This is a genomic window from Nonomuraea sp. NPDC049504, assembly GCF_040676845.1.
GTDB classification, from domain to species: Bacteria; Actinomycetota; Actinomycetes; order Streptosporangiales; family Streptosporangiaceae; genus Nonomuraea; species Nonomuraea salmonea.
In genome coordinates, this window is the sequence record NZ_JBFAPT010000002.1 from 492,125 (window position 1) to 514,869 (window position 22,745).

Genomic DNA, 22,745 nt, shown 5'->3' on the forward strand with positions numbered 1-22,745 from the left:
CCTGGCTCAGGCGGCGCGACTGGCTCGGCTCAGGTCGTGTGGCGTAGTTCGTCCTGGAGGGCCTGGGCTTCGGCCGTCCCGCCGGCTTTCTCCAGGAGGGTCAGCCTGCGCCGCAGAACGTCACGGAGCAGGCCGGCGGGGGCGTCGTCATCGGGGAGGCCGCGCAGCAGGTCGGCGGAGACGCGCAGCGCGGCGTCGGCGGCGTCGTTCCGGCCCAGCTCCTGCTGGCACATGCCGAGCCGGGCGTGCGCGACCGCCCGTGACAGCGGGTCGCGGGTCACCTGCGTACCCCGATGGAAGACCAGCCCGGCCTCCAGCGCCCGGCCCGCCTCCATGAGCGCGTCGCCCAGCATGAGCATCGCCCTGGACAGCAGCCCGGCCTGCATGGGGTTGCCGGGCGAGAACCGTTCGAGCGCCGCCACCGCCTCCCGCAGCGGCTGCACCGCCTCGGCCGACCGCTCCCGCATCCTGAGCGCCCCGGCCAGCGTCAGGCACGCGCCCGCCCTGCTGGTGTGCAGGGCCTGCGCGTTCGTGCCCGTGGCCAGCAACTGGTCGTAGATGGTGATCGCCTCACGCGCCCTGGCCTCCGCCTCGGCGCCGTCGTCCAGGCCGAGCAGGGGCAGCAGCTCGGAGCTCTGCGCCAGCGAGTCCGCCAGAATCGCCCGGTACGTCAGGTCGCCAGGCATCTTCCTGGCCGCCGGGATCAGGCCCTCGACCAGCGTGTTCGCCTCGGCCAGCGCGCCCAGCATCATGTGGCACCTGATCAGCCGCTGGGTGGCGAGCACCTGCTGGACGGTGCCCGGCTCGTGGTGATCTGCGGCGATCCGAGCGTACTTGGTGGCCTCCTCAGGCCGTCCCTCCGCCAGCAGGTCGTCCGCGATGAGCGCGGCCGTCTCGGCGGCGGCCTGCGGCTCCGGCAACCGCCTGAACAACGTCAGTGCCTCCACGAGGTGCGCCAAAGCCTCCCGTTCCCGCCCGAACACCCTCAGCACCCGCCCGCGCACCTGGATCGCCCGCGCCCGCACCAGCGGCAGCTCTCCACCCGCCTCCTCGGCACGGTCCACCTCGGCCAGTGCCCACGCGATCGCCTCCAGCGCCGCCTGCGGCCGGTCGAGCGCGGCCAACGTGGACCCGAGCCGCGCGAACACCGCCGCCGCGACACCCGGATCATTCAGCTCATCGCACAGATCAGCGGCCCGCTCGCAATGCGCCAACGCCTCCACCGCCCGCCCCTGATCGAGCAGCGCACCGGCGTAGTGGTGCAACGTCTCGGCCAGCGGACGCGGATCACGCTCATCGAGCAACGCAATGGCCTGCTCAAGCACGGGCAGTGCGGGCCGCGCGGCGGCGGCGAGGCCGTGGCCACGCGGTACCCCAGCGGCGGCGAGGGTGGCGAGGGCGTGGCCGAGAGGTTCGCGGTGGGCGGGGGAGACGGCGGCGAGCCCTCGATGGACGCGTACACACAGCTCGGCCACCTGCACCGCGCTCGCGACGTCGCCCGCCCGCGCCGCCGCCGCGCCGAACGCCGTCAGGCACCGGCCGTACCGGTCGTGGGCGTCCGTCCCGCCTTCCGCGCTGAGCGGCACCTCACGTTCAAGCGCCTCGGTGAACGCGGTCAGCGGCCCCACCAGCCCGCCGACGTCCACAAGGTCATGATCGTCCCCGTCGGCGAACCGACCGGCAGTCGCCAGCACCTCACCCGCGAACCCGGAAAGCGCCCCGATGAGCGCATCGAGCGCATCCGCCCCGGGCAGCGGACGAATACCGAGAATCCGCGCATACAACACAACCCCCGCCGCCGGCCCCTCCTCCTCCACCCGCAACCGCGCCAACCGCACCAGCGCCAGCACATGCACACCCATGAACTCATCCGGCACCCGCCCGGCGGGGCTCCCCCTGAAGGTCGCGTCCGGGGTCTGAGCGGTGAGGGTTGCCATCGCGGTGGTGCCCTCGGCCAGGCGGGCTTCGGCGGCGTCGGGTTCGTGCAGGTCGGCGAGGCACAGGCCGGCCAGCTCCAGGCAGGCGGCGGAGAGGAGCCGTTCGTCGTCGCCGCCAGGCGCGGGAAGGAGGCCGAGTGCGCGGTCGACGGAGGCCAGGGCGCCCTCCGCGTTCTGGCGGGCGAAGCGGATTCCGGCCTGCAGCCGCAGGGCGCCGGCCAAAGCCGACGGGCGGGCCGCGCCTTCGGCCACCAGGGACGTGTACAGGTCGACCAGGCGGTCGGCCGCCGCCTCCGCGTCCGAGGGGCAGTCCGCGCGGGACAGGGCGACGGCTTCGAGGATGAGCAGTTCGCCCAGCTCGGCCTGGGCGCCCGCCTGCGGGCGGCTCGCCTCGATGGCGGTGAGCAGGTGCGGGATGGCCTCTTTGTACCGTCCAAGACCCACCAGCGAACGGCCCAGCGCCGCCGCCACCATGCCCACGGCGATGGCGTGCGGGGCGGCGGGCGCGGCATGACGTTCGAGCAGCTCGGCCGCCTGCATGGCCAGCGCGAACCCCTCCCCGGCTCGCCCCGTGTCCGCCCAGACCCGGGCAAGGTCCGCCTGCGCCGACAGGTACGCATGGATGCGCTCGATCTCCGGCGTACCGGCGCGTTCCACCGCCTCCCTGCACTCGGCGAGCCGCCGCTCCGCCCTGGCCACCGCCTCCTCTGGCCGGTCGAGCACCATCCGCAGCAGCCACGGCTCGTCGGCGGGCCGGTCCGCCTCTCCGCCCCTGCGCAGCCGGGCCCGCATCTCGGGGCCGTACCGGCGGTAGGAGGGGTCCTCGACGCTCAGCACGTCGTACAGTTCGGCCGCCATCTCCAGTTGCGCCGGCCCGTCGGCCGTCCGGCCCAGACCGTCCAGGCAGAGGCCGAGCAGCCGCCGCCCCCTCGCCTGGGCCGCCATGTGCCCCTCGGACGCCTCCACCGGCACGGCCATGGCCTCCTGCAACGGCCCGAGCGCGTCCTCAGGGCGGTCGTCGGTCAGCAGCAGCTCGCCCAGGTCGAGCAGCCGGTCGGACAGGGCGGGCCGGTGCTCGGCGGGATCGAGCGTCACGAGGGCCCGCAGGTTCCGTACGGCCTCCGCCGCCGCCCTGATGGCCGCGTCCAGGTCGTCGAGCCCGGCGTGCAACCTCGCCACCAGGCCGGCCGCCGACGCCAGCATCGCCCGCAGCCCCGGCTCCTCACCCGCCAGCCCCCGCAGCCGCGCCACCGCCTCACCCGCCGGAACGAGCGCTTCGGCCGGCCTGCCGTTGCCCTCCAGCCAGGCGGCGACAAGGTGCAGCCGCTGCGCCACATCCCGATGCGTCGGCGCGACGCCCCTGACCGCCGAGGTGACCGCCACCGCCAGGCAGGCGGCCAGCTCAGGCAGCACCTCAGCCGTACCGACCTGGTCGAACGGCATCAGCGGCTCCGGCCCCGCCACCGCCTCATGCCCCGCCCCCGCACCCCACCCCGACCCACCCGCACCGGTCCCGGTGAGCCCGCCCCGCCCGGCCCCACCCAGCTCGCTCGCGCTTGCTCCAGCGAGCCCGCCCCCAACTGCCCGACTTTCGCCCGCCCCACCGGAGGCACTTCCACCTGACCCGGTGAAAGCCCTCTCGCTGCCCGCGTGCGTCAGGCCGCTCTCACCGGGCGGAGTGGGGTTGCCGGCGCTTGCTCCGGTGGTGCTGGTGCCTGGGGTGGCGAGGCCGCCTGGGCCGGCGTGGGCGTTCCAGGTGGGGCTGGGCTGAGGGCCTGTGCTCGTCCCGGTTTTGGCGAGGGTGAGGAGGGTGGTCAGGTGGGAGGCGAAGCCGGGGTGGCCGCCGGCGCCTTCGAACGCCGTCACCGCCTCCTCCAGGCGGCCGCTCTCCAGCAGCGCGCAGGCCACGTTGTACTGGGCTCGGGCGGCAGGCCCCGCGTAGCGGGGGTCGTCCTCGGCGAGGAGATGGAAGCGGGTCGCCGCCTCCTTCGCGGGCTTGATCGCCCCGCCCGCCTCGCCGCCCAGCAGCAGGTACGCCCCCAGCCCGAACAGCGCCTCCGCCTGCCCCACCGCGTCCTCGTACGGGGGAGCGCCGGCGTACAGCTCCACGGCCTCCGCCGCCGCCGCGACCGCCTCGCCCACCCTGCCGACGGCCGCCAGCCCCCGCGACCACCACGCCAGGGCACCGGCCAGCGCGACCCGTTCCCCGGTCGCGCGCCGGTGCCGCACGGTCAGCTCGGCGAGGGTGACGTCCAGCGCCCGCAGGCCGAGCCCGCCGTTGCGCAGCCCAGGGCCGGCGTTCCCCGGTTGCGCCACGGGGAGGGCGGCCACCGCCTCGGCGAGCTGCCGGTCCCCGCCGAACAGGACCAGCGCCGCGTTGACCGCGTCGCCCAGCCCGCCGCCGGGATCGCCCACGGCCGCCGCGACCAGCCGGCCGATGCGGCTGGCGATCAGCGACCACAGCGCCGCCCTGACCCGTTCGCGGCCGGCGGCGAGCCGCAGCACGTCGAGCATCCGTACGAGATGCGCCGTCGTCCGTGCCTCGTGATCGTGGACGGCGAGGACGAGCGCGTCAAGATCCTCCGTCCCGTCCAGCAGCTGCTCACCCACCACATCGAACCCGTGGGCCGGCACCCCCACCCGCCCCGACCACCGCGCCACCTCCTCGGCCACCCCGCCCTGCCGGTCCACAGAGGCGGCGTGCGCGGTGGCCGCGCCACCGATGTGGGTGGTGGTGTCAGGGCTTGTCGTGTCCGCGGCGGCGCTGGGGTGTGCTGAGGCTGTGGAGGGGGTGCGGGCGCGGATGCTGGGGACGGTGGTCAGCAGGGCGGGGAGTTCGTCGGGGCGGGGGGTGGTGAGCAGCAGGACGGCCACCGCCTGTCGTCTTGCCGAGTGGCCGAGCCGCTCTGGCCCGCCCGGCCGCTGGTCGCCCAGGTCGCCGAACCACTCGAACCTCTCCCATGGAGGGGCGATCGCGTCACCGTGCTCGTCCAGCTGGGGTTGGGGAGCGGTCGGCTGATCGTCCTCGGGGCGGGGCTGCCATAGCTGGGACCAGCGGGCCGACTCTCGGGTCAGGAAGCGGTCGATCAGGGTTGCGCCGCTGACCGGGGAGTCGCCGTCCAGATGTAGTAAGGCCGCCAGGTGGACGTGGAGGGGGAGGCCGTATTCCGGGTCGTCGAGGCGGGGTGGGGTGGGGAGTGCGGCTTGGCCTGGGGCGAAGGCGCGCATGGCGGCCAGGGCGTGGTCTTCCCGCTCGGGGAGCGTCAGCGGGTGGGTGTTGAGCTGGATTCTCGTGGTGTTGAGGCGTCTCAGACGGCCGCCGGCTGCTGTGTCGAGGCGGCGCCACCAGTCGGGGTCGCCGGGTTCGCGGGCCACCAGCAGGAGTCGTATGCGGGGGTTGCGGCCGTGTTGGGCCAGGCGGCGGATCAGCTCGCCCACCAGCGGGGCCGATGGCTCCGGGCCGTCCAGGACGACGAGTGTCGGTCTCGAAGCCTCCAGGCGGAGCACCTGTCCGGACGGAGGTGTTCTCAGGTCGCTGGGTGGTGGTGCGGAGAGTATGGCTGCGAGGGTGTCCCGTGGGAGGAAGCCCGCGTCCCATCCGGCCGAGCCCAGCTCCGCGCACAGCTCGGCGGCCAGCCGGGTCTTTCCCGTGCCGCCTCGCCCGGTCAGTACGGCGATCGACAACGCCGCCGCCTCCGCGGCCCACGCGTGCAACTCCGCGAGCGGCGCCTCCCGGCCCAGGAACGGCACCACGGCGTGCCGAGCCATCAAGTCCGCCCAGTGGCCGTGGCCGCGCACCGAGGCAGGCGGGGGGACGACCGGTGCGGCCAGGACGTCCGGGACAGGCGGTGCCGGTGAGGGGTTGCGGGCAGGGGGCGGTGGTGCGGGGAGGGCTACGGCGGGGGTCAGCAGGGTGGCAAGGGCCACGGCGGGAGGGCCGGGGATGGTTTCGAGGCGCCAGGGGGCGACGCCGGTCAGGTCGCGGAAGCGTTCGTCGGCGAGCAACGCGGTCACCGGGACGACGTCGAGGCGGCGCGGCGCGTACCCGATGACCACGCCGACGATCTGCCCGGCCGGTTCGGCGAGCAGCGCGGCGCCGGGCAGTCCGTGCCAGAGCGCCGCCGGGCGGGTCTCGAAGCCGGGGCTGACCACGCGGGCCGTCAACGTCTTGGACACGGCGCTCGCGGGCGGCTCCACCAGCCCGGACACCGTCTCAGGCGCGCGGGCCCCGCCCCGCTCCCCGGCCTGCCCGTAGCCGGACGCCGCGCAGCGCGCCGTCGCCCCCGTGACGCGGCCCCAGCGCGTGTGCTCGATGTCGGCCAGGGTCGCCCAGGCCGGTTCCGGTACGCGCAGCAGCACCGCGTCCGCGCCGCGCCGGCCCCGCCACACCGGCTCGGCCGGCAGCCAGCGGTCCGACCACGCCGGGCGTACGTGGCACGGCCCGCCCGCGTCCACGACCTGCCCGGAGGTCAGCACGAGATCGGCACCGATCGCGTACCCCGAGCCGGTCACGCCGACGACGTCGTCATGACCGGAGAAGACCTCGGCGACCCGTTCGAGCCCGAGGCTGTGCGGTGGCGTGTGCATGGGTCCGCCTATCAGCTACGTCCCGGCGTGCCTTCCCCCTGATCAGCGGCTGATCTAACTCACTATCGCACTATGGCCCGGAAATTTCCCGGCTTGTCACGCCTTCTCCGTCGTGAGCCACGCCGCCATCCCCAGGTACACGAGCCCGCTGCCCACGTCCAGCCGCCGCCGGGCACGGGCCGACCCGCGCAGCCGGCCGGCGAGGGCGGAGGACAGCAGCGCGTACGCACCGTCGGACGCCACCCCGAGCACCACCCACAGCAGCCCGAGCAGCAGGATCTGCGGCCCCACCGGCCCGGCCTCCGGGTGCACGAACTGCGGCAGGAACGCCAGGAAGAAGATGGCCGTCTTGGGGTTGAGCACGTTCACCACGAACCCCTCCCAGAACAGCCGCCGCCGCGTCTGCACCGGCAGCTCCACCGGCGTGTCGCCGGTGGAGCCCTTGCGCATGAGCTTGCGGACGCCGAGCCAGAGCAGGTAGGCCACGCCGACGTACTTGACCACGGTGAACGCGGTGGCCGACGCGGCCAGCAGGGCGCTGATGCCGAGCGCGGCGGCGGCCACGTGGACGAGGGAGCCGGCGTGCACGCCGAGCACCGAGATGATGCCCGCGCCCCGGCCTTGGGCGACGCTCCTGGTGACGATGTAGAGCACCGCCGGTCCCGGGACGATCAGCAGCCCGAGGGTGGCCGCGCAGAAGAGGGCGAGGGTGGTGATGTCCGGCATGAGGCCATCGTAGGAACGGCGTCAACGACTTTTCAGAGGCTCTGGGTGAGGGCGGTGAGGAGGGCCTGCGTGGCGGGCGGGTGGGGTGGTTCGCCGTAGACGGCGGCGTACACGTGTCGCACCGAGCCGGGCACCTCGCGCGCCCGCACCTCGGGATGGCGGTGGGCGGCGAGCGCGAGGCCGGGCAGCAGCGTCACGCCCAGCCCGGCGGCCACCAGCGCCTGTACGGCCACGATGTCGTCGCTGGTGAACCCGATGCGCGGCTCGAAGCCGGCCTTCGCGCACACGTCGAGCAGGTGGCTGCGGCACCGGTCGCAGCCCGCGATCCAGGAGGACCCGGCGTGGTCGGCGGGCGCGCCGGGCTCGTCGGCGGCCAGCAGGAAGCTGGGGTCGTCGAGCAGGTGGACGAGGTGGAGGCCGTTGTCCTCCGGAGCGGTGTCGTCGTACCGGAAGATGACGGCGACGTCGACCCGCCCGGCCCGCAGCAGCCGCAGCGCCTCGGGCGGCTCCACCTCGGTGAGCTGGAGCCGCAGCCCGGGATGGGCGTCGGCGAGCAGTGTGGCGGCCTTGGGGATGAACGTGCCGAGCGCGGAGGGGAAGGACGCCAGCCGGACCCGCCCGGACCGCAGCCCCACGTGCGCGGCGAGCTCCTCGGCGGTGGCGTCGAGGCGTTCGATGATGTCGGCGGCCCGCTCGGCGAGCAGCCGGCCCGCCTCGGTGAGCCGGATGCCGCGCCCGGCGCGCTGGATGAGCTTGGCGCCGGTCTCGGCCTCCAGCCTGGCCAGGTGGTGGCTGACGGAGGGCTGGGAGTAGTGCAGCTCCTTGGCGGCTTCGGTCAGCGAGCCCTTACGGGCGACCGCGAGGAGGACGCGCAGACGAGCGACATCCAGCATCCATCAAGCATATCTATCGATCAACCACAAGACATCTGTTGGACCTATCAGTCGAGGTGAGGGACCGTGGAAGGGAAGGCAGCGGACGGACCTCGGCAGGGGGTTCACCATGAAGACCGCCACCATCACCAGACCAGGTCTGGACGTCCTCGTGAGGGGCGTGTCGCGCATCGTCGCCCGCGGCCTGGGCGCCAGGCCGACCGCCTTCGCGGTCGCCGACCTGCTCCGCGACCACCTGCCCGGTCTCGACGTGCTCACGCCGGACGAACGCGAGGGCTCGCCAGGCGGCTACGTCTCGCACGTCCTGCACGCCGAGGACCGCTTCTCGATCTGTGGCGTCGTCTGGCGCCCCGGCCAGGAGACCCCGGTGCACGACCACGTGTCGTGGTGCACGTTCGGCATCCTGAGCGGCATCGAGTACGAGATCCTCTACCGCGACATGGGCGACCACCTGATCGAGATCGGCCGGGCCGCCAACGACCCGGGCGAGGTCAGCGGGTTCGCCCCGCCCGGCGACATCCACAGGGTGCGCAACACCAGCGACGAGGTGGGGGTGTCGCTGCACGTGTACGGGGCGGACGTGGCCAGGCTGGGCAGCAGCGTCCGCCGCGTGTACGACCTACCCGTGCGTTAGACCCCGAGCGCCGACGGCAGGCTCAGCTCGTGCAGGAACAACGCCTCCGTCGTGGCGACCCGGCGCAGCTCCTCAAGATCGACCCGCTCGTTGGGCGCGTGGATGGCGGCCTCCTCGTCCTCCGCCCCGAACAGCAGGATCTCGGCCGCGGGGAACTGCTTGAGCAGGGTGCTGACCAGCGGGATCGAGCCGCCGGCGCCGACGTCCCTGGGCGGGCGGCCGAAGGCGCGCTCCATGGCGCGGTTGAGCGCCGAGCGGGCCTTGCCGCCGGAGTCGGCCTGGAAGCCGGCGCCCACGGTGTGGTCGCCGAACGACACCCGCACGCCCCACGGCGCCACCTGGCGCAGGAAGTCGGCCACGGCGTCGATCGCGGTCTTGGGGTCGCTCGCCGGAGGCACGCGGACGGTCACCCTGGCCCGCGCGACGGGCTGGACGGCGTTGATGGCGCCGGAGACGGTCGGCACGTCGAGGCCGGTGACGGTGATCGCGTACGACGACCAGAGCCGGTCGGCCAGCGACCCCGACCCCACGAGCGAGACGCCGTCGAGCACTCCGGCCGTCCTCCTGAACTCCTCCTCCGACGGCCCCTGCCCGAGGAACGACCCGCGGGGCAGGCCGGGCACGCGCACGTCGCCGTTCTCGTCGTGCAGCGCGGTCAGCATGCGCATGAGGGCGGCCAGCGCGTCGGGCGCGGCGCCGCCGAAGGACCCGCTGTGCACGGGCTCGCGCAGCGTGCGCACCTCGATGGTGAACGCGGCCATGCCGCGCAGCGAGGTGGTGACCGCCGGGTCGGCGACGCGCGGGTTGCCGGTGTCGGCGACCACGATGGTGTCGGCGCGCAGCAGCTCGGGGTTGCGCTCGACGAACGCCTCGAGGCGGTCGCCGGCGTATTCCTCCTGGCCCTCGATGATCACCTTGATGCCGACGGGGAAGTTCCCCTGGAAGGCGCGCAGGGCGGTGACGTGGGAGATGACGCCTGACTTGTCGTCGGCGGTGCCGCGGCCGTAGAGGCGGCCGTCGATCAGCGTCGGCTCGAACGGCGGCGTGCGCCACGCGGCGGGGTCGCCGGCGGGCTGCACGTCGTAGTGGGCGTACAGCAGCACGGTCGGCATGCCGGGCGGGGCGGGGGCCTCGCCGTAGACGGCCGGGAAGCTGCCTTCGACGGGCACCTGCTGCACGCGCGGCAACCCGGTGGAGCGCAGCAGCTCCTCCGTCATCTTGGCGGCGGCGAACACCGGCTCCTGCGGGTGCCCGGGGAAGGCCACGGAGGGAATGGCGGCCAGCCGCTTGAGCTCCTCGACGGCCTGCGGCATCGCGGCGGAGACAGCGTTCTCGATCTGTTCAGGAGTCACGGGACGGTCCCCCGGGGGTCGTTCTCAACAGTCGCGCCCGTCACCGGGCGCTCACGGCAGTTTCGGTCTCATTGGACCACAACCGGTCCTGTCCTGCGGAAACAGGACAGGTCGCGGTCCTGACCCGCGGGCTAATCTACCTGCGGATTTCGTCGTGGTTACATATGGGTTCTGCGGATCCCGATTTTCCTGCATATTGCTGCGACCGATTCGCTTGGCAACTCCGCAGGTGAACGTGCAGACTGTGGGGAGTTCAGACACGAGGGAAGATAACCATGACGCAGCCGGAACTCGACGTCCTGAGAGCCGCGCAGGACAACCTGTGGTTGCACTTCACCCGACACAGCGCCTACGAGCAGTCCGAGATCCCCACCATCGTGCGCGGTGAGGGGTCCTACATCTACGACATCCACGGCAAGCGCTACCTCGACGGTCTGGCGGGGCTCTTCGTCGTCCAGGTGGGTCACGGCCGGCAGGAGCTGGCCGAGGCCGCCGCCAAGCAGGCACAGGAGCTGGCGTTCTTCCCGCTCTGGTCCTACGCCCACCCCAAGGCGGCCGAGCTGGCCCAGCGGCTGGCCGCTCACACCCCGGGCGAGCTGAACCGCGTCTTCTTCACCACCGGCGGCGGCGAGGCGGTCGAGACCGCGTGGAAACTCGCCAAGCAGTACTACAAGCTCGTCGGCAAGCCCCTCAAGCACAAGGTCATCAGCCGGCAGATCGCCTACCACGGCACCCCGCAGGGCGCGCTGTCGATCACCGGCATCCCGGCGTTCAAGCAGATGTTCGAGCCGCTCGTGCCGGGCTCGGTCAGGGTGCCCAACACCAACCACTACCGCGCCGACGAGATCACCGGCGTCCCCGGCATGACCCCCGAGCAGTACGGCCGGTGGGCCGCCGACCGGGTGGCCCGCGCCATCGAGATGGAGGGCCCCGACACGGTGGCCGCCGTCTTCGCCGAGCCCGTCCAGAACGCCGGCGGCTGCTTCCCGCCCCCTCCCGGCTACTTCCAGCGGCTGCGCGAGATCTGCGACGAGTACGACGTGCTGCTCGTCTCCGACGAGGTCATCTGCGCCTTCGGCCGCCTCGGCACCATGTTCGGCGGCGAGAAGTTCGACTACGTGCCCGACATCATCACCTGCGCCAAGGGCATGACCAGCGGCTATTCCCCGATCGGCGCCATGATCGCGCACGAGCGGCTGTTCGAGCCGTTCAAGGACGGCGACACCATGTTCGCCCACGGCTACACCTTCGGCGGCCACCCCGTCTCCGCCGCCGTCGCGCTGGCCAACCTCGACATCTTCGAGCGCGAAGACCTGCTCGGCCACGTCACCGCCAATGAGCCCCGCTTCCGCCAGACCCTCGACGACCTGCGCGACCTGCCGATCGTCGGCGACGTGCGCGGCTCCGGCTACTTCTGGGGCATCGAGCTGGTCAAGGACAAGGCGACGAAGGAGACGTTCGACGCCGAGGAGTCTGAGCGGCTGCTGCGCGGCTTCCTGTCGAAGGCGCTGTTCGACGCCGGCCTCTACTGCCGGGCCGACGACCGCGGCGACCCGGTCATCCAGCTCGCGCCGCCACTGATCGCCGGGCAGAAGGAGTTCGACGAGATCGGCGAGATCCTGCGCGGCGTGCTCACGGAGGCGTGGGCACGGCTATGACACCCTTCCATCCGGTACGACGACGTGCCGGTTCCCGAAAGGAACCACCGCAATGAAGATCGGCGTCCCAGCCGAGGTCAAAAACCACGAATACCGTGTCGCCGCCACTCCGGCGGGTGTGCACGAGCTGGTGCGCAACGGGCACGACGTCTCCGTACAGCGGGGCGCCGGCCTGGGTTCGCAGATCACCGACGAGGAGTATCTGGCCGCGGGCGCCAAGATCATCGACTCCGCCGACGCCGTGTGGGCCGAGTCCGACATGGTGCTCAAGGTGAAGGAGCCCATCGCCGAGGAGTACCACCGGCTGCGCGAGGGGCTGGTGCTGTTCACGTACCTGCACCTCGCCGCCTCCAAGCCGTGCACCGACGCGCTGCTCGAGGCCCGCACGACCGGCATCGCGTACGAGACCGTGCAGGTGGGCAACGCCCTGCCGCTGCTCGCCCCGATGTCCGAGGTCGCCGGGCGGCTGGCGCCGCAGGTGGGGGCGTACAACCTGATGCGCTTCAACGGCGGCAGGGGCATCCTGCCGGGCGGCGTGCCCGGCGTCGCGCCCGCGAAGGTCGTCGTCATCGGCGGCGGCGTCTCGGGCCTGAACGCCGCGCAGGTCGCCGTCGGCATGGGCGCCGACGTCACCGTGCTCGACACCAACATCGACCGGCTGCGCCAGATCGACGCCATCTACCAGGGCCGGCTCAAGACGGTCGTGTCCACCTCGTACGCGATCGAGCAGGAGGTCCTGCGGGCCGACCTCGTCATCGGCGCGGTGCTCATCCCCGGCGCCAAGGCCCCGACGCTGGTCTCCAACGACCTCGTCTCCCGGATGAAGCCCGGCTCCGTGCTCGTGGACATCGCCATCGACCAGGGCGGCTGCTTCGAGGACTCGCGGCCCACCACCCACGCCGAGCCCACCTACAAGGTGCACGAGTCGGTCTTCTACTGCGTGGCCAACATGCCCGGCTCGGTGGCCAACACCTCGACGTACGCGCTGACCAACGCGACCCTGCCGTACGCGGTCAAGCTGGCCAACCTGGGCTGGCGCGACGCGCTCAAGAGCGACCCGGGGCTCGCGGGCGGGCTCAACACGCACGGCGGGCGGCTCACGAACGAGCCGGTCGCGCAGGCGCTCGGCCTGCCGTACACGCCGGTCTCCGAGGTTCTCTGAGTCAGCGGACCCCGAGGCGGCGGCGCAGGTCGCGGGCCGTGGTCAGGACGTGCTGCAGCTCGCCCTGCCCCGGCCACGGCGAGCTGCCGGGACGCAGCAGCGTGCCGCGCACCGACGCCAGGTGCTCCACCGCGCTGAGATGCACGCCGCTGCGCGCCACCAGCCACGCCACCACGTCGGAGTGGTCGTGCAGCGGCCGGGTGACGACGTCCCACGTGCTCAGCACCTCGGCCAGGTCGGCCACGGCCGGCGGCTCACCGCCGCCGCGCCCGATCGCCGCCGCGGCCAGCTCGGCCCTGGCCGTCAGCTCGGGCTCGGCCGGTCGCGCCCACGCGGGCGGCGGCGGGTCCGACAGCCACGCCTGCGCCTCGCCGTGCTCGCCCGCAACCGACAGCAGGCCGCCCAGCTCGACGGCGGCCTCGTGGTGCCCCGCCTGCGCGGCCTGGCGGAACCAGTGGCGCCCGCCCGCCAGGTCGCCGAACTCGGCTATCAGCAGCAGCCCGTAGTTGTAGGCGGCCTCGGCGTCGCCGCCCGCCGCCGCCCGGCCGAACCAGTGGCTGGCCGCCGCCGTGTCGCCCAGCTCCACGCAGACGAACCCGGCCATCCGCTGGTCGCACGCCCGCCCGGCGGCGGCCGCCTGCTCGAACCAGCCCCGCGCCGTGCGCAGGTCGCCCCGAGACAGCGCCACCCCGCCCAGGCGCGACGCCGCGCCGGGATGCTCGCTGCGCGCGGCCAGCCGGTAGTACGCCTCCGCGCCCTCGGGGTCGCGGCTCGCGTCGAGATAGAGACCCAGGCAGTACGCGGACTCGGCGTGGCCGCCCCTGGCCGCGTACTCCCACCAGTGCAGGGTCTCGGCGTCGTCGCCCCCGCAGTACGCCAGGAACCCCAGGTCGTGGGCCGAGGCCACGTCGCCGTCGGCCGCCGCCCTGCGATGCCACTCGCGGGCCGCGCCCAGCTCGCCCGTCTCCTCGCACATCAGCGCCAGCCGCCGGGCCGCCGCCCGGGACCCGGCCGTCGCCGCGCTCTCGAACCACACCCTCGCCGCCCCCGGGTCGCCGCGCTGCTCCAGCAGCAGGGTCGCGAGGTGCGTCGCCGCCTCGGCGTCGCCGGTGCTGGCCGCCGCCTCGTACCAGGTGACGGCCTCCTCCAGGCTGCCGTGCTTCTCGTGCCAGATGCCCAGGTTGTACGCGCTGTCGACGTTGCCGCCCGCGGCCGCCCGCTCCCACCAGTGCTTGGCCGCCGCCCGCTCGCCGTGCTGGGCGTAGAGCTTGCCCAGCCGGTGCGCGGCGCGGGCGTCACCCGCCCGCGCGGCGGCCAGCAACTCGGGCTCGTCTCCTGCGCGCGGCGCTGGTACCGCCACCTCTCCTCGCCAGGCCATGGCGACAGACTGGCACGTGATCAGCCGATCGCGAACCGTAATCGCCCTAAGGCTTCACGAGAAGTTGATGAAGCCCGCGTACATGCCCATCCCGCAGACGTACCGCAGGGTGCCCGGGGGCCGGGGCGGCAGGCGTACGGTGGCGGGCAGCGCCACGTCGCGCCCCTCGATGACGACGGTGCCGGTGCAGCCCTGGTCGAGCACCTTGAAGACCACCTCGACGGGGGCGTTCGCCCGGGCGTCGACCATGGCGGGGCGGTAGCCCTCGCGCGTCGCCCACACGGTCACCGACGTGGGCCTGCTGCCCTGCGAGGTGGCCTGGGCGGGGGCGGGGGCGGTCAGCCAGCCGCCGAGGTTGACGCCGGTCCCCGCCGTCCACAGGCCGGCGGCGATCGCCACCACTCCGGCCAGCCGGGCCAGGCGGGTCCTGGAGACGCGCCGCAGGACGTACCCGAGGAGCGCGAACGCCGGCGCGGTGCCCGCCACGAACCCCGCCATGACCGCCGCACCCGCGAGCGGCGAGCCGCTGGTGATCGCGACCATCTCCATGCCAAGCGTGACCCCGCAGGGCACGAGGACGGTGACCGCCCCCAGCAGCGCCGCCCGCCGCCCGGAGGCGGGACGGGGCTCGGCGGTGGGACGGGGCTCGGCGGTGGCAGGGCCGCATTCGCCGCAGGCCGTCGGCTCCTCTTGGAGTTCCGCGCCCGCTGTCGGCTCCTCTTGGAGTTCCGCGCCCGCCGCCGGCTCCGTGCCGGCTGCGGGCTCCGCGCCTGACGGCGGGTTCGCGCAGGGTGTCCGGTCGCGCCGGATCAGGCGGACGGCGAGGGCGATGACCGTGAGGCCGGCCGCGACGAGCAGCACCGCCCGCGCCTGCGGCGGCAGGGTGACGGCCGAGCCGAGCAGCCCGAGCAGCGCCCCCGCCGCCGTGTGCGAGGCCAGACGCCCCGCGAGGAACCAGCCGACCAGCGCGGGATCACGCCCGCGAGGCCCGTCGGCGAGCCCGATGAGCAGCCCGCCCTGCGCCGCCGTACAGGTCGCGGTGCCCGCGAGCAGACCGGCGGCCGCCCCGCCGGCCAGCAGGGTCAGGACCTGCGCGCTCAGGGTACGAGCGCCAGGCTGTCCAGAGACCCGCTCTTGGCGGCCTCCACGATCGATTCGAACTGGTCGAGGCTCATCTCCACGCGCTGCCCGAAGTCGTCGACGATGACCACCTGGCGTTCCTCAGGCGCCGTGTGATCGACGAACAGCTCGGGGCAGCCGCAGCTGCACTGGCCGCAGAACTTGGCGATGGACCGCATGCTTGTCCCCACTTCCGATGAAGGCGTATACGAAACGTAACGCGACGCCATGAACGCGACCAGTGACAGTTCTTTGCCTCCAAGTGAGGTTTATGCAGCTCCGCCGCGGAGCACGGACATCTTCTCGAAGTACTCGTCGTCCGTCATCTCCCCGCGGGCGTACCTCTCGGCGAGGATCCGCTCCGCGGTGGCGGTCGGCTCGGTGGGCGCGCCCGGGGTCGCACCCGGGGTTGCGGCGGCCGCGCGCCGGGGCCCCCACCAGCCCTTGCGGAACCCCGTGACGGCGAGCGCGATGACCGCCACCCACAGCAGCCCCCAGGCGAGGGGGAAGATCGGCCAGAAACCCGCGGCGGGACCCCAGTGGGGCGCCGACATGGCGATGGTGTGCATGTTCTCCTCCTTCGAACGCTGTGACTCCAGGGTCCTGCGCGGGAGGCCATGGCGAATCGCACGCCGGGCTCTGTCGCGACTGCGCCCGGGGGAGTGGTCAGGCCGCGGTCGCGTACGACGCCGGGGGTAGGCCGGGGGCGCGCCTCAACCGATCGGCTTGCGGGCGTCGATGAGGAAGCGGGCCGAGTGGGCCACGAACGGCCCCTGCGCCTCGATCAGCTCGTGCAGCTCGCGCAGCCGGTCGTGGTAGCGCTCGACGGAGAAGCCGGGCACGGTCCAGATCACCTTGCGCAGGAAGTAGATCACCGCCCCGACGTCGCGGAACTCCATGCGGAGCCGCTCGGAACGCAGGTCGACGACCTCCAGCCCGGCCGCCTCGGCCGCCGCCCTGGCCGCGCCGACGTCGCGGGTGTGGGAGCGCTGCGGGCCGAGGAAGAACTCGGTCAGCTCGCCGACGGTGCGCGGGCCGATCTGCTGGGAGAAGTACGCGCCGCCGGGCCGGAGCACGCGGGCGATCTCCGTCCACCACGTCTGCACGGGGTGACGGCTGACGACCAGGTCGAAGACGGCGTCGGCGAACGGCAGGCGCGGCTCGTCGTCGTCGTGCACCACCCACGCGCCGCGCGGTCGCAGCCGGGCGGCGGCCAGCCTGAGGTTGGGCGGCCACGACTCGGTGGCCACGGTCACCGGCGGCAGGGTGGGTACGCCGGCCAGCACCTCGCCGCCGCCGGTCTGCACGTCGAGCGCGCTCCTGACCGTGGCCATGCGCTCGCCGAGCAGCCGCGAGTAGCCCCAGGACGGCCGTTCTTCGCTGGCCCTGCCGTCGAGCCAGGAGAAGTCCCACCCGGCCACGGAGACGGTTCCGGCTTCCTGCACCAAGTCGTCAAAGCTGCGCCCCATCCCTCGACCTTCTCAACGCCACGGCCCCCGCTCAACCCAATATCTCCTTTCGTGCGGGCGCCGTTGCCGGAGGTCCGGTCGCGGGCGCAGGGGCGGGTCGTCAGGTGAGCTTGGCGCGGAGGGCGGAGCGGTCCAGGGCCAGGTGGTCGATGAGGTGCGCCACCGGGTCGGGGTGGCGCCGGCCGAGCAGGGTGAGCGCCAGATGGCGGGGCATCTCCGCGTTCCTGGCCTTCGCGGTCGTGGCCTTGACGGCCTGGTTGAGCGCGGCGCGGGCGCTCGACGTGAGCGCCGTGGCGGGGACGGCCGGGTGCTTGCGCGGCGTCGCCGGCAGATCGCCGACCTCCAGGCCGAGCATCCGCAGCGCCGCCCGGTCGAGCTCGTCCAGCGCGGCGCGGGCGGCGGCGAGGTCGACGCCGAGCGCCCGCGCGGACTGCTCGTGGTGGAGCAGGCCGAGCAGCAGGTGCTCGGTGCCGAGCCGCCGGTCGCCGCGCAGCCGCGCCTCCTCGAACGCGGCCTTGACGATGACCGTCACCGCGCCTTTCTGCTTGCCGAACATCGTCAGCTCCTCACTTGCCGTATTTGGCGTGTACGGACTGCCGCGACATGCCGAGCGCGTCGCCGATCTGCTCCCAGGTCCAGCCCTGCTCCCTGGCCAAGGCCACGGACACCGCCTCGACCTGCTCGGCCAGCCGGTGCAGCGCCCCGACCGCGCGCAGCCCCATGGCCGGGTCATCGGCCCTGATCCGCTCGGACAGCTCTGTTACGTCCACGCTGTCAGGCTAGATTGACAGCCGGAGATATGTCAACCTAGCCTGACAAGCATGGAAGATGTGCTGATCGTAGGAGCGGGCCCTGTTGGGCTGATGCTCGCGTGCGAGCTGCGGCTGGCCGGCGCCCGCCCGATCGTGCTGGAGAAACGCGCCGAGCCCGGCGAGCTGCCCAAGGCCAACGGCCTCGGCGGGCAGATCGTCGAGTTGCTCGACCACCGAGGGCTGCTGGAGCGCTTCAGCGCGGGCAGCCCGTTCGCCGGGCGCGCGCCGGGATTCCCGTTCGGCGAGGTGCCGCTGCGCTTCGCCGGCATCGACGACATCCCGCTGCGGCTGCTGCTCATCCAGCAGCCGCACCTCGAACGGCTGCTCGCCGAGCGGGCGCGCGAGCTCGGCGCCGAGATCAGGCGCGGCTGCGAGGTGCGCGCGCTCACGCAGGACGCCGACGGGGTGACGCTCGACACCTCGCAAGGGCCGGTCACGGCGAGGTACGCGGTCGGCTGCGACGGCGCGGGCAGCCTCGTCCGCGACCAGGCCGGCATCGCCTTCCCCGGCACCACCGATGGCGAGAGCCTGCTGATCGGCCACTTCACGGCGGGCCCCGAGGTGTTCGCCGCGCTGGAGGCCGCGGGCCTGCAGCAGGGCTGGAACCGCCGCCCGCACGGCCGCGTGCTGTTCACCTCGCTGCGCGAGGGCGTGCTCATCGCGGGAGTGCGGGAGGGCCGCGCATCCGGGTACGACCCCGTGAGCCTCGCCGACTTCCAGGCCGCCGTACGCCGGGTGCTCGGTCGCGACCTGCCGCTGGGCGAGCCGATCTGGCTGTCGCGCACGGCCGCGCAGGCCAGGCTGGCCGAGCACTACCGGGCGGGCCGGGTGTTCCTGGCGGGCGACGCGGCCCACCTGTTCCCCGCCGGCGGCTCGGCGCTCAACGCCGGCCTGACCGACGCGGCGAACCTCGCCTGGAAGCTGGCGGGCCGGCTGCGCGGGCGGGTGACGGAGGAGGTGCTGGACACGTACGAGAGCGAGCGCACGGCGGTAGGGGCGCGCACGCTGCTGCAGACCAGGGCGCAGGCCGCCATCGACAGGGCGGAGGGCGAGGCGGGCGAGGCGCTGCGGGCGCTGCTCGCCGAGGTCTTCGCCTTCGAGGCGCCGGCCCGCCACCTGGCCACCCTGCTCCACGACGCCGGCGTCCGCTACCCGGGCCCGCCGGAGGCACATCCGCTGGTGGGGCGGTTCGTGCCGGACCTGGCGCTGCACGGCGGCACGCGGGTGGCCGAGCTGATGCGCGAGGCTCGGCCGGTGCTGCTCGACCTGGGCGGCGGCGCTGCGGTGGACGACGACTGGGTGCGCGTCGTCAAGGCGACCTGCGACGACCCGCCCGCCGACACGCTGCTCATCCGCCCCGACGGCTACGTGGCCTGGGCGGGCGCCGACGGGGCCGAGGAGGCGGCCGAGCGCTGGTTCGGGGCCGGCGCCGTCAGAGCCAGCCGGGTTTGACCAGGCCGGACTCGTAGGCGATCACGACGAGCTGGGCCCGGTCGCGGGCGTGGAGCTTCATCATGGCCCGGCTCACGTGCGTCTTGGCCGTCGCGGGCGACATGAACAGCTTGGCCGCGATCTCGTCGTTCGTCATGCCGGTGCCGACGAGGGCGAGCACCTCGCGTTCGCGCTCGGTGAGCTGGTCGAGGCCGTCGGCGACGACCGGCTCCTTGGCGCGGGAGGCGTACTCGGCGATGAGCCGGCGGGTCACGCTGGGCGACAGCAGCGCCTCGCCGGCCGCCACCACCCGCACGGCCTGGATCAGCTCGGCGGGCTCGGTGTCCTTGACCAGGAAGCCGCTCGCGCCGCCGCGCAGCGCCTCGAAGACGTACTCGTCCAGCTCGAACGTGGTCAGGATGATGATGCGCGGCCCCTGCGGCATGCGGCGGGTGGCGGTCAGGCCGTCGGTGCCCGGCATGCGGATGTCCATGAGCACCACGTCGGGGCGGTGCTCGGCGGCCAGGCTGACGGCCTCCGCGCCGTCGGACGCCTCGGCCACCACGGTCATGTCGGGCTGGGCGTCGAGCAGCGCCTTGAAACCCGCGCGGACCAGCGCCTGGTCGTCCGCCAGCAGCACCTTGATCATGAACTCTCCTCGGGTAGGGGCAGCCGGGCCTCGACCTGGAACCCGGCTCCGCTGGGACCGGCGACGAGGGTGCCGCCGAGCGCGGAGGCCCGCTCGCGCATGCCGGGGATGCCGTTGCCGCTGCCCTCGTCGGACAGCGGGGCGGGGCTGGTGGCGCCGGTGTCGGTGACCCGGATGACCAGCTCGTCCTGACCGTATTCGAGCCGCACCCGCACGTCCGCGCCCGGCGCGTGCCGGCCCGCGTTGGTGAGCGACTCCTGCACGATCCGGTACGCCGCCCGCTCCACCTGCGGAGGCAGCGGCCTGGCGCCGTCACGTTCGAGCGTCACCCGCTGCCCCGAGCGCTCGACCAGCTCGTCGAGCCGGTCGAGCCCGGCGGTGGGCGAGCGGGGCGCGCCCTCACGGAGCACGTTCAGCACCGAGCGCATCTCGCCGAGCACCTCCTTGGAGGCCGTCTTGATCGTGGCCAGCGCGGTCCTCGCCTGCTCGGGGTTGGCGTCGATGAGGTGCAGCGCGGTGCTGGCCTGGACGTGGATGAGCGAGATGTTGTGCGCGAGCACGTCGTGCAGCTCCTGCGCCATGGTCAGGCGCTCCTCGCTGGCCTGCCGCCTGGCCTCCTCCTCGGCGGTGCGCTCGCGCTCGAGCCGCCGCTCGTTCACGATCCTGACCAGCTCGGCCACGACCATCAGCAGCATGACCGCGGTGATGATGGCGCCGCTGTGGAAGAAGTCCCTGGTGCCGGTCGTCCAGGCGTAGCCGATGAAGGACAGCAGCGTCAGCCCTGCCATGCTCCAGGCCATCGTCCGCCGGCCCCGTACGACGAGGAGGAACAGCAGGACGGACGGGCTGATGAAGGTCGGCCCGTAGGCGTAACCGGCGACGAGGAACGCGTCGCACGCCGCCAGCGCGCCGATCGTGGTGAGCAGCGGGAACCGGCGGTGCAGCAGCACCATGACGGGACCGACCGCGAGCAGCGCGAACGCGCGGCCGTCGAGCGGCTCGCGCCAGCCGGCCTGCCCCCAGGACGCGCCCCTGGCGATCACCATCTGGGCCACGGCCACGATCAGGGCGAGATAGGGGTCGAAGCCGGACTTCCTACGCACGGGACCACGCTAAGTCAAGCTTCTGACCAGCGCATCACCCTGATGTGTGACCAGGCCCTACCACAACGGGCGTAGCTGGGTCATCGTGGGAACCATGCGCCGTGCGATCTTCTCCGCAGCAGCAGTCCTCCTCTCCCTCGCGTCCGCGCCCGCCGCGGCGGCCCAACAGCAGCCCCACCAGCCCCAGAAGGCGCCCGTCGCCGAGGGGTACGGCGGCGCCGTCGCGACCGTCGACCTCGACGCCACCAAGGCCGCCATCTCCGTGCTCAGGAAGGGCGGCAACGCGGTGGACGCCGCGGTCGCCGCGGGCGCCGTGCTGGGCGTCACGGAGCCGTACTCGGCGGGCCTGGCCGGCGGCGGCTTCATGGTCTACTACGACGCCGAAAAACGTAAGGTCTTCACCATCGACGGCCGGGAGACCGCGCCGCGCGCCATGACCAGCAGGTCGCTGGAGGGCATCCCGTTCGACGAGGCCGTCACGACCGGCCTGTCGGCGGGCGTGCCCGGCACGGTGGCCAACTGGGACGTCGCACTCAAGAAGTTCGGGACGCTCTCGCTCAAGCAGGCGCTGCAGCCGGCCATCGAGGTGGCGTCCAAGGGCTTCGTGGTCGACCAGACCTTCCACGACCAGACGGCGGCCAACGCCGACCGCTTCAAGGACTTCACCTCCACCGCCCGCCTCTACCTGCCGAACGGCGCCCCGCCGCCGGTCGGCTCGGTGTTCAGGAACCCCGAGCTGGCCGCCACCTACCGGGAGCTGGGCAAGCGGGGCCCCGGCTGGCTGTACGGCGGCAGGCTGGGCCAGGAGATCGTGGCCACGGTCAAGAAGCCGCCCGTCACGCCGGGCAGCACCCGTAACGTCAGGCCCGGCCTGATGGAGCTGTCGGACCTGCGCGCCTACCGGGCTCCGCTGCGCGAGCCGACGAAGGTCTCGTACAAGGGCCTGGACGTGTACGGCATGGCGCCCCCGTCCTCGGGCGGCTCCACGGTCGGCGAGGCGCTCAACATCCTGGAGGCGCTGCCGCAGGTCGGCCTGCACGAATACCTGGAGGCGTCGCGGCTGGCCTTCGCCGACCGCGGCGCGTACGTCGGCGACGTCCCCCGCGTCCCGCTCAAGGAGCTGCTGTCGGACGGCTTCGCCAAGGAGCGTGCCTGCCTGATCGGCCAGACCGCGATGGCCCACCCGGCCGCGCCGGGCAACCCCGACGGCCGCTACGGCGCCTGCGAGCAGCCGACCGGCGCCGCGACCCCGATCGCCAAGGAGGGCCCCGAGACCACCCACCTCGTGGTGGCCGACCGCTGGGGCAACGTGCTCGCCTACAACCTGACCATCGAGTCCACCGGCGGCAACGGCATCGTGGTGCCCGGCCGCGGCGTGCTGCTCAACAACGAGCTGACCGACTTCACCTTCGGCCCCGCACCCGGCGACCCCAACCTGCCCGGCCCCGGCAAGCGGCCGCGCTCGTCGATGGCGCCGACGCTGGTGTTCGACGACGGCAGGCCGGTGCTGGCGGTCGGCTCGCCCGGCGGCTCCACGATCATCACGACCGTGCTGCAGATCCTGCTCAACCGCTACGACTTCGGCATGAACCTGCCCGAGGCGCTGGCCGCGCCGCGCGCCACGCAGCGCAACACCGCGCAGACGCAGGCCGAGCCCGCGTTCCTGGCCGCGCACCAGGCCGAGCTGGAGGCTCAGGGGCACACATTCGCGCCGAACCCGGAGATCGGAGCCGCCACGGCGCTCGAGTTCCTCGGCAGGGGCCGCGTCCAGGCGGTGGCCGAGCCGACCAGGCGCGGCGGCGGCAGCGCGATGGTGGTCTCCACGCGCCGCTGAG

Annotated in this window: 18 protein-coding genes; 5 read left to right on the forward strand and 13 right to left on the reverse strand. The window is 73.4% G+C overall.

Annotated elements, in window-relative coordinates; translation table 11 throughout:
• Positions 1-29: 29 nt before the first annotated feature.
• The 3 genes from AB0K28_RS05545 to AB0K28_RS05555 all read right to left on the reverse strand — a co-directional run bounded on the left by AB0K28_RS05545 (position 30) and on the right by AB0K28_RS05555 (position 8,143).
• Complete coding sequence (locus tag AB0K28_RS05545; RefSeq protein WP_364365464.1) at positions 30-6,524, reverse strand: tetratricopeptide repeat protein; 6,495 nt, start codon at positions 6,522-6,524, stop codon at positions 30-32.
• A 96-nt stretch (positions 6,525-6,620) separates the two neighbouring features.
• A complete protein-coding gene (locus AB0K28_RS05550) occupies positions 6,621-7,250 on the reverse strand; it encodes a LysE family translocator (protein ID WP_345396810.1) in 630 nt (209 codons plus the stop codon).
• A gap of 32 nt (positions 7,251-7,282) precedes the next feature.
• Positions 7,283-8,143, reverse strand: a complete 861-nt coding sequence (locus tag AB0K28_RS05555; RefSeq protein WP_345396813.1) for a LysR family transcriptional regulator — start codon at positions 8,141-8,143, stop codon at positions 7,283-7,285.
• A 109-nt stretch (positions 8,144-8,252) separates the two neighbouring features.
• Between AB0K28_RS05555 and AB0K28_RS05560 the strand changes: the two genes are divergently transcribed.
• Complete coding sequence (locus AB0K28_RS05560) at positions 8,253-8,777, forward strand: cysteine dioxygenase family protein (RefSeq protein WP_364365468.1); 525 nt, start codon at positions 8,253-8,255, stop codon at positions 8,775-8,777.
• Here the strand turns inward: AB0K28_RS05560 and AB0K28_RS05565 are convergent.
• A complete protein-coding gene (locus AB0K28_RS05565) occupies positions 8,774-10,129 on the reverse strand; it encodes a dipeptidase (RefSeq protein ID WP_345396816.1) in 1,356 nt (451 codons plus the stop codon). The two genes, AB0K28_RS05560 and AB0K28_RS05565, sit on opposite strands and share 4 nt — an antisense overlap.
• 275 nt (positions 10,130-10,404) lie before the next feature.
• On the opposite strand from AB0K28_RS05565, the gene AB0K28_RS05570 reads away from it, so the two are divergent.
• The gene (locus AB0K28_RS05570) at positions 10,405-11,787 is read left to right on the forward strand and encodes an aspartate aminotransferase family protein (protein WP_364365471.1); all 1,383 of its coding nucleotides are present in this window, start codon (positions 10,405-10,407) and stop codon (positions 11,785-11,787) included.
• Positions 11,788-11,839: 52 nt separating this feature from the next.
• On the forward strand, positions 11,840-12,949 hold the full coding sequence (gene ald, locus AB0K28_RS05575; protein WP_364365474.1) for an alanine dehydrogenase: 1,110 nt from the start codon (positions 11,840-11,842) through the stop codon (positions 12,947-12,949).
• A gap of 1 nt (position 12,950) precedes the next feature.
• On the opposite strand, the gene AB0K28_RS05580 is transcribed toward ald, so the two are convergent.
• The 7 genes from AB0K28_RS05580 to AB0K28_RS05610 form a co-directional block, all read right to left on the reverse strand.
• Complete coding sequence (locus tag AB0K28_RS05580) at positions 12,951-14,309, reverse strand: tetratricopeptide repeat protein (RefSeq protein ID WP_364365477.1); 1,359 nt, start codon at positions 14,307-14,309, stop codon at positions 12,951-12,953.
• A 72-nt stretch (positions 14,310-14,381) separates the two neighbouring features.
• Positions 14,382-15,482, reverse strand: a complete 1,101-nt coding sequence (locus tag AB0K28_RS05585; protein WP_364365869.1) for a sulfite exporter TauE/SafE family protein — start codon at positions 15,480-15,482, stop codon at positions 14,382-14,384.
• Positions 15,425-15,625: a hypothetical protein gene (locus AB0K28_RS05590; RefSeq protein ID WP_345396828.1), complete on the reverse strand. Its 201-nt coding sequence runs from the start codon at positions 15,623-15,625 to the stop codon at positions 15,425-15,427. The genes AB0K28_RS05585 and AB0K28_RS05590 overlap by 58 nt, the downstream gene beginning before the upstream one ends.
• 90 nt (positions 15,626-15,715) lie before the next feature.
• Positions 15,716-16,015, reverse strand: a complete 300-nt coding sequence (locus AB0K28_RS05595; protein ID WP_364365480.1) for an SHOCT domain-containing protein — start codon at positions 16,013-16,015, stop codon at positions 15,716-15,718.
• A 144-nt stretch (positions 16,016-16,159) separates the two neighbouring features.
• The gene (locus tag AB0K28_RS05600; RefSeq protein WP_345396831.1) at positions 16,160-16,915 is read right to left on the reverse strand and encodes a class I SAM-dependent methyltransferase; all 756 of its coding nucleotides are present in this window, start codon (positions 16,913-16,915) and stop codon (positions 16,160-16,162) included.
• A 100-nt stretch (positions 16,916-17,015) separates the two neighbouring features.
• Complete coding sequence (locus tag AB0K28_RS05605; protein WP_345396834.1) at positions 17,016-17,471, reverse strand: Clp protease N-terminal domain-containing protein; 456 nt, start codon at positions 17,469-17,471, stop codon at positions 17,016-17,018.
• 10 nt (positions 17,472-17,481) lie between these two features.
• Positions 17,482-17,637 (reverse strand): helix-turn-helix domain-containing protein, encoded by a 156-nt coding sequence (locus tag AB0K28_RS05610; RefSeq protein ID WP_091081925.1) that lies wholly within the window; start codon positions 17,635-17,637, stop codon positions 17,482-17,484.
• A gap of 99 nt (positions 17,638-17,736) precedes the next feature.
• Between AB0K28_RS05610 and AB0K28_RS05615 the strand changes: the two genes are divergently transcribed.
• Positions 17,737-19,179, forward strand: a complete 1,443-nt coding sequence (locus AB0K28_RS05615; RefSeq protein ID WP_364365484.1) for an FAD-dependent monooxygenase — start codon at positions 17,737-17,739, stop codon at positions 19,177-19,179.
• Here the strand turns inward: AB0K28_RS05615 and AB0K28_RS05620 are convergent.
• Positions 19,160-19,807 carry a response regulator transcription factor gene (locus AB0K28_RS05620; RefSeq protein WP_345396840.1) on the reverse strand — a complete coding sequence of 216 codons (648 nt, stop codon included), beginning with the start codon at positions 19,805-19,807 and terminating at the stop codon, positions 19,160-19,162. The two genes, AB0K28_RS05615 and AB0K28_RS05620, sit on opposite strands and share 20 nt — an antisense overlap.
• The gene (locus tag AB0K28_RS05625; RefSeq protein ID WP_345396843.1) at positions 19,804-20,910 is read right to left on the reverse strand and encodes a sensor histidine kinase; all 1,107 of its coding nucleotides are present in this window, start codon (positions 20,908-20,910) and stop codon (positions 19,804-19,806) included. Before AB0K28_RS05625 ends, AB0K28_RS05620 begins: the two co-directional genes overlap by 4 nt.
• Before the next feature lie 94 nt (positions 20,911-21,004).
• On the opposite strand from AB0K28_RS05625, the gene ggt reads away from it, so the two are divergent.
• The gene (gene ggt / locus AB0K28_RS05630) at positions 21,005-22,744 is read left to right on the forward strand and encodes a gamma-glutamyltransferase (protein ID WP_364365489.1); all 1,740 of its coding nucleotides are present in this window, start codon (positions 21,005-21,007) and stop codon (positions 22,742-22,744) included.
• Position 22,745: the final 1 nt, after the last annotated feature.

Coding starts and splice junctions, on each gene's coding strand:
- AB0K28_RS05615 (WP_364365484.1), top strand. CDS start 17,737: ATGGAAGATGTGCTGATCGTAGGAGCGGGCCCTGTTGGGCTGATGCTC.
- AB0K28_RS05610 (WP_091081925.1), bottom strand. CDS start 17,637: ATGGGGCTGCGCGCGGTCGGGGCGCTGCACCGGCTGGCCGAGCAGGTC.
- AB0K28_RS05555 (WP_345396813.1), bottom strand. CDS start 8,143: ATGCTGGATGTCGCTCGTCTGCGCGTCCTCCTCGCGGTCGCCCGTAAG.
- AB0K28_RS05560 (WP_364365468.1), top strand. CDS start 8,253: ATGAAGACCGCCACCATCACCAGACCAGGTCTGGACGTCCTCGTGAGG.
- ggt (WP_364365489.1), top strand. CDS start 21,005: ATGCGCCGTGCGATCTTCTCCGCAGCAGCAGTCCTCCTCTCCCTCGCG.
- AB0K28_RS05550 (WP_345396810.1), bottom strand. CDS start 7,250: ATGCCGGACATCACCACCCTCGCCCTCTTCTGCGCGGCCACCCTCGGG.
- AB0K28_RS05590 (WP_345396828.1), bottom strand. CDS start 15,625: ATGCGGTCCATCGCCAAGTTCTGCGGCCAGTGCAGCTGCGGCTGCCCC.
- AB0K28_RS05545 (WP_364365464.1), bottom strand. CDS start 6,524: ATGCACACGCCACCGCACAGCCTCGGGCTCGAACGGGTCGCCGAGGTC.
- AB0K28_RS05595 (WP_364365480.1), bottom strand. CDS start 16,015: ATGCACACCATCGCCATGTCGGCGCCCCACTGGGGTCCCGCCGCGGGT.
- AB0K28_RS05570 (WP_364365471.1), top strand. CDS start 10,405: ATGACGCAGCCGGAACTCGACGTCCTGAGAGCCGCGCAGGACAACCTG.
- ald (WP_364365474.1), top strand. CDS start 11,840: ATGAAGATCGGCGTCCCAGCCGAGGTCAAAAACCACGAATACCGTGTC.
- AB0K28_RS05605 (WP_345396834.1), bottom strand. CDS start 17,471: ATGTTCGGCAAGCAGAAAGGCGCGGTGACGGTCATCGTCAAGGCCGCG.
- AB0K28_RS05600 (WP_345396831.1), bottom strand. CDS start 16,915: ATGGGGCGCAGCTTTGACGACTTGGTGCAGGAAGCCGGAACCGTCTCC.
- AB0K28_RS05620 (WP_345396840.1), bottom strand. CDS start 19,807: ATGATCAAGGTGCTGCTGGCGGACGACCAGGCGCTGGTCCGCGCGGGT.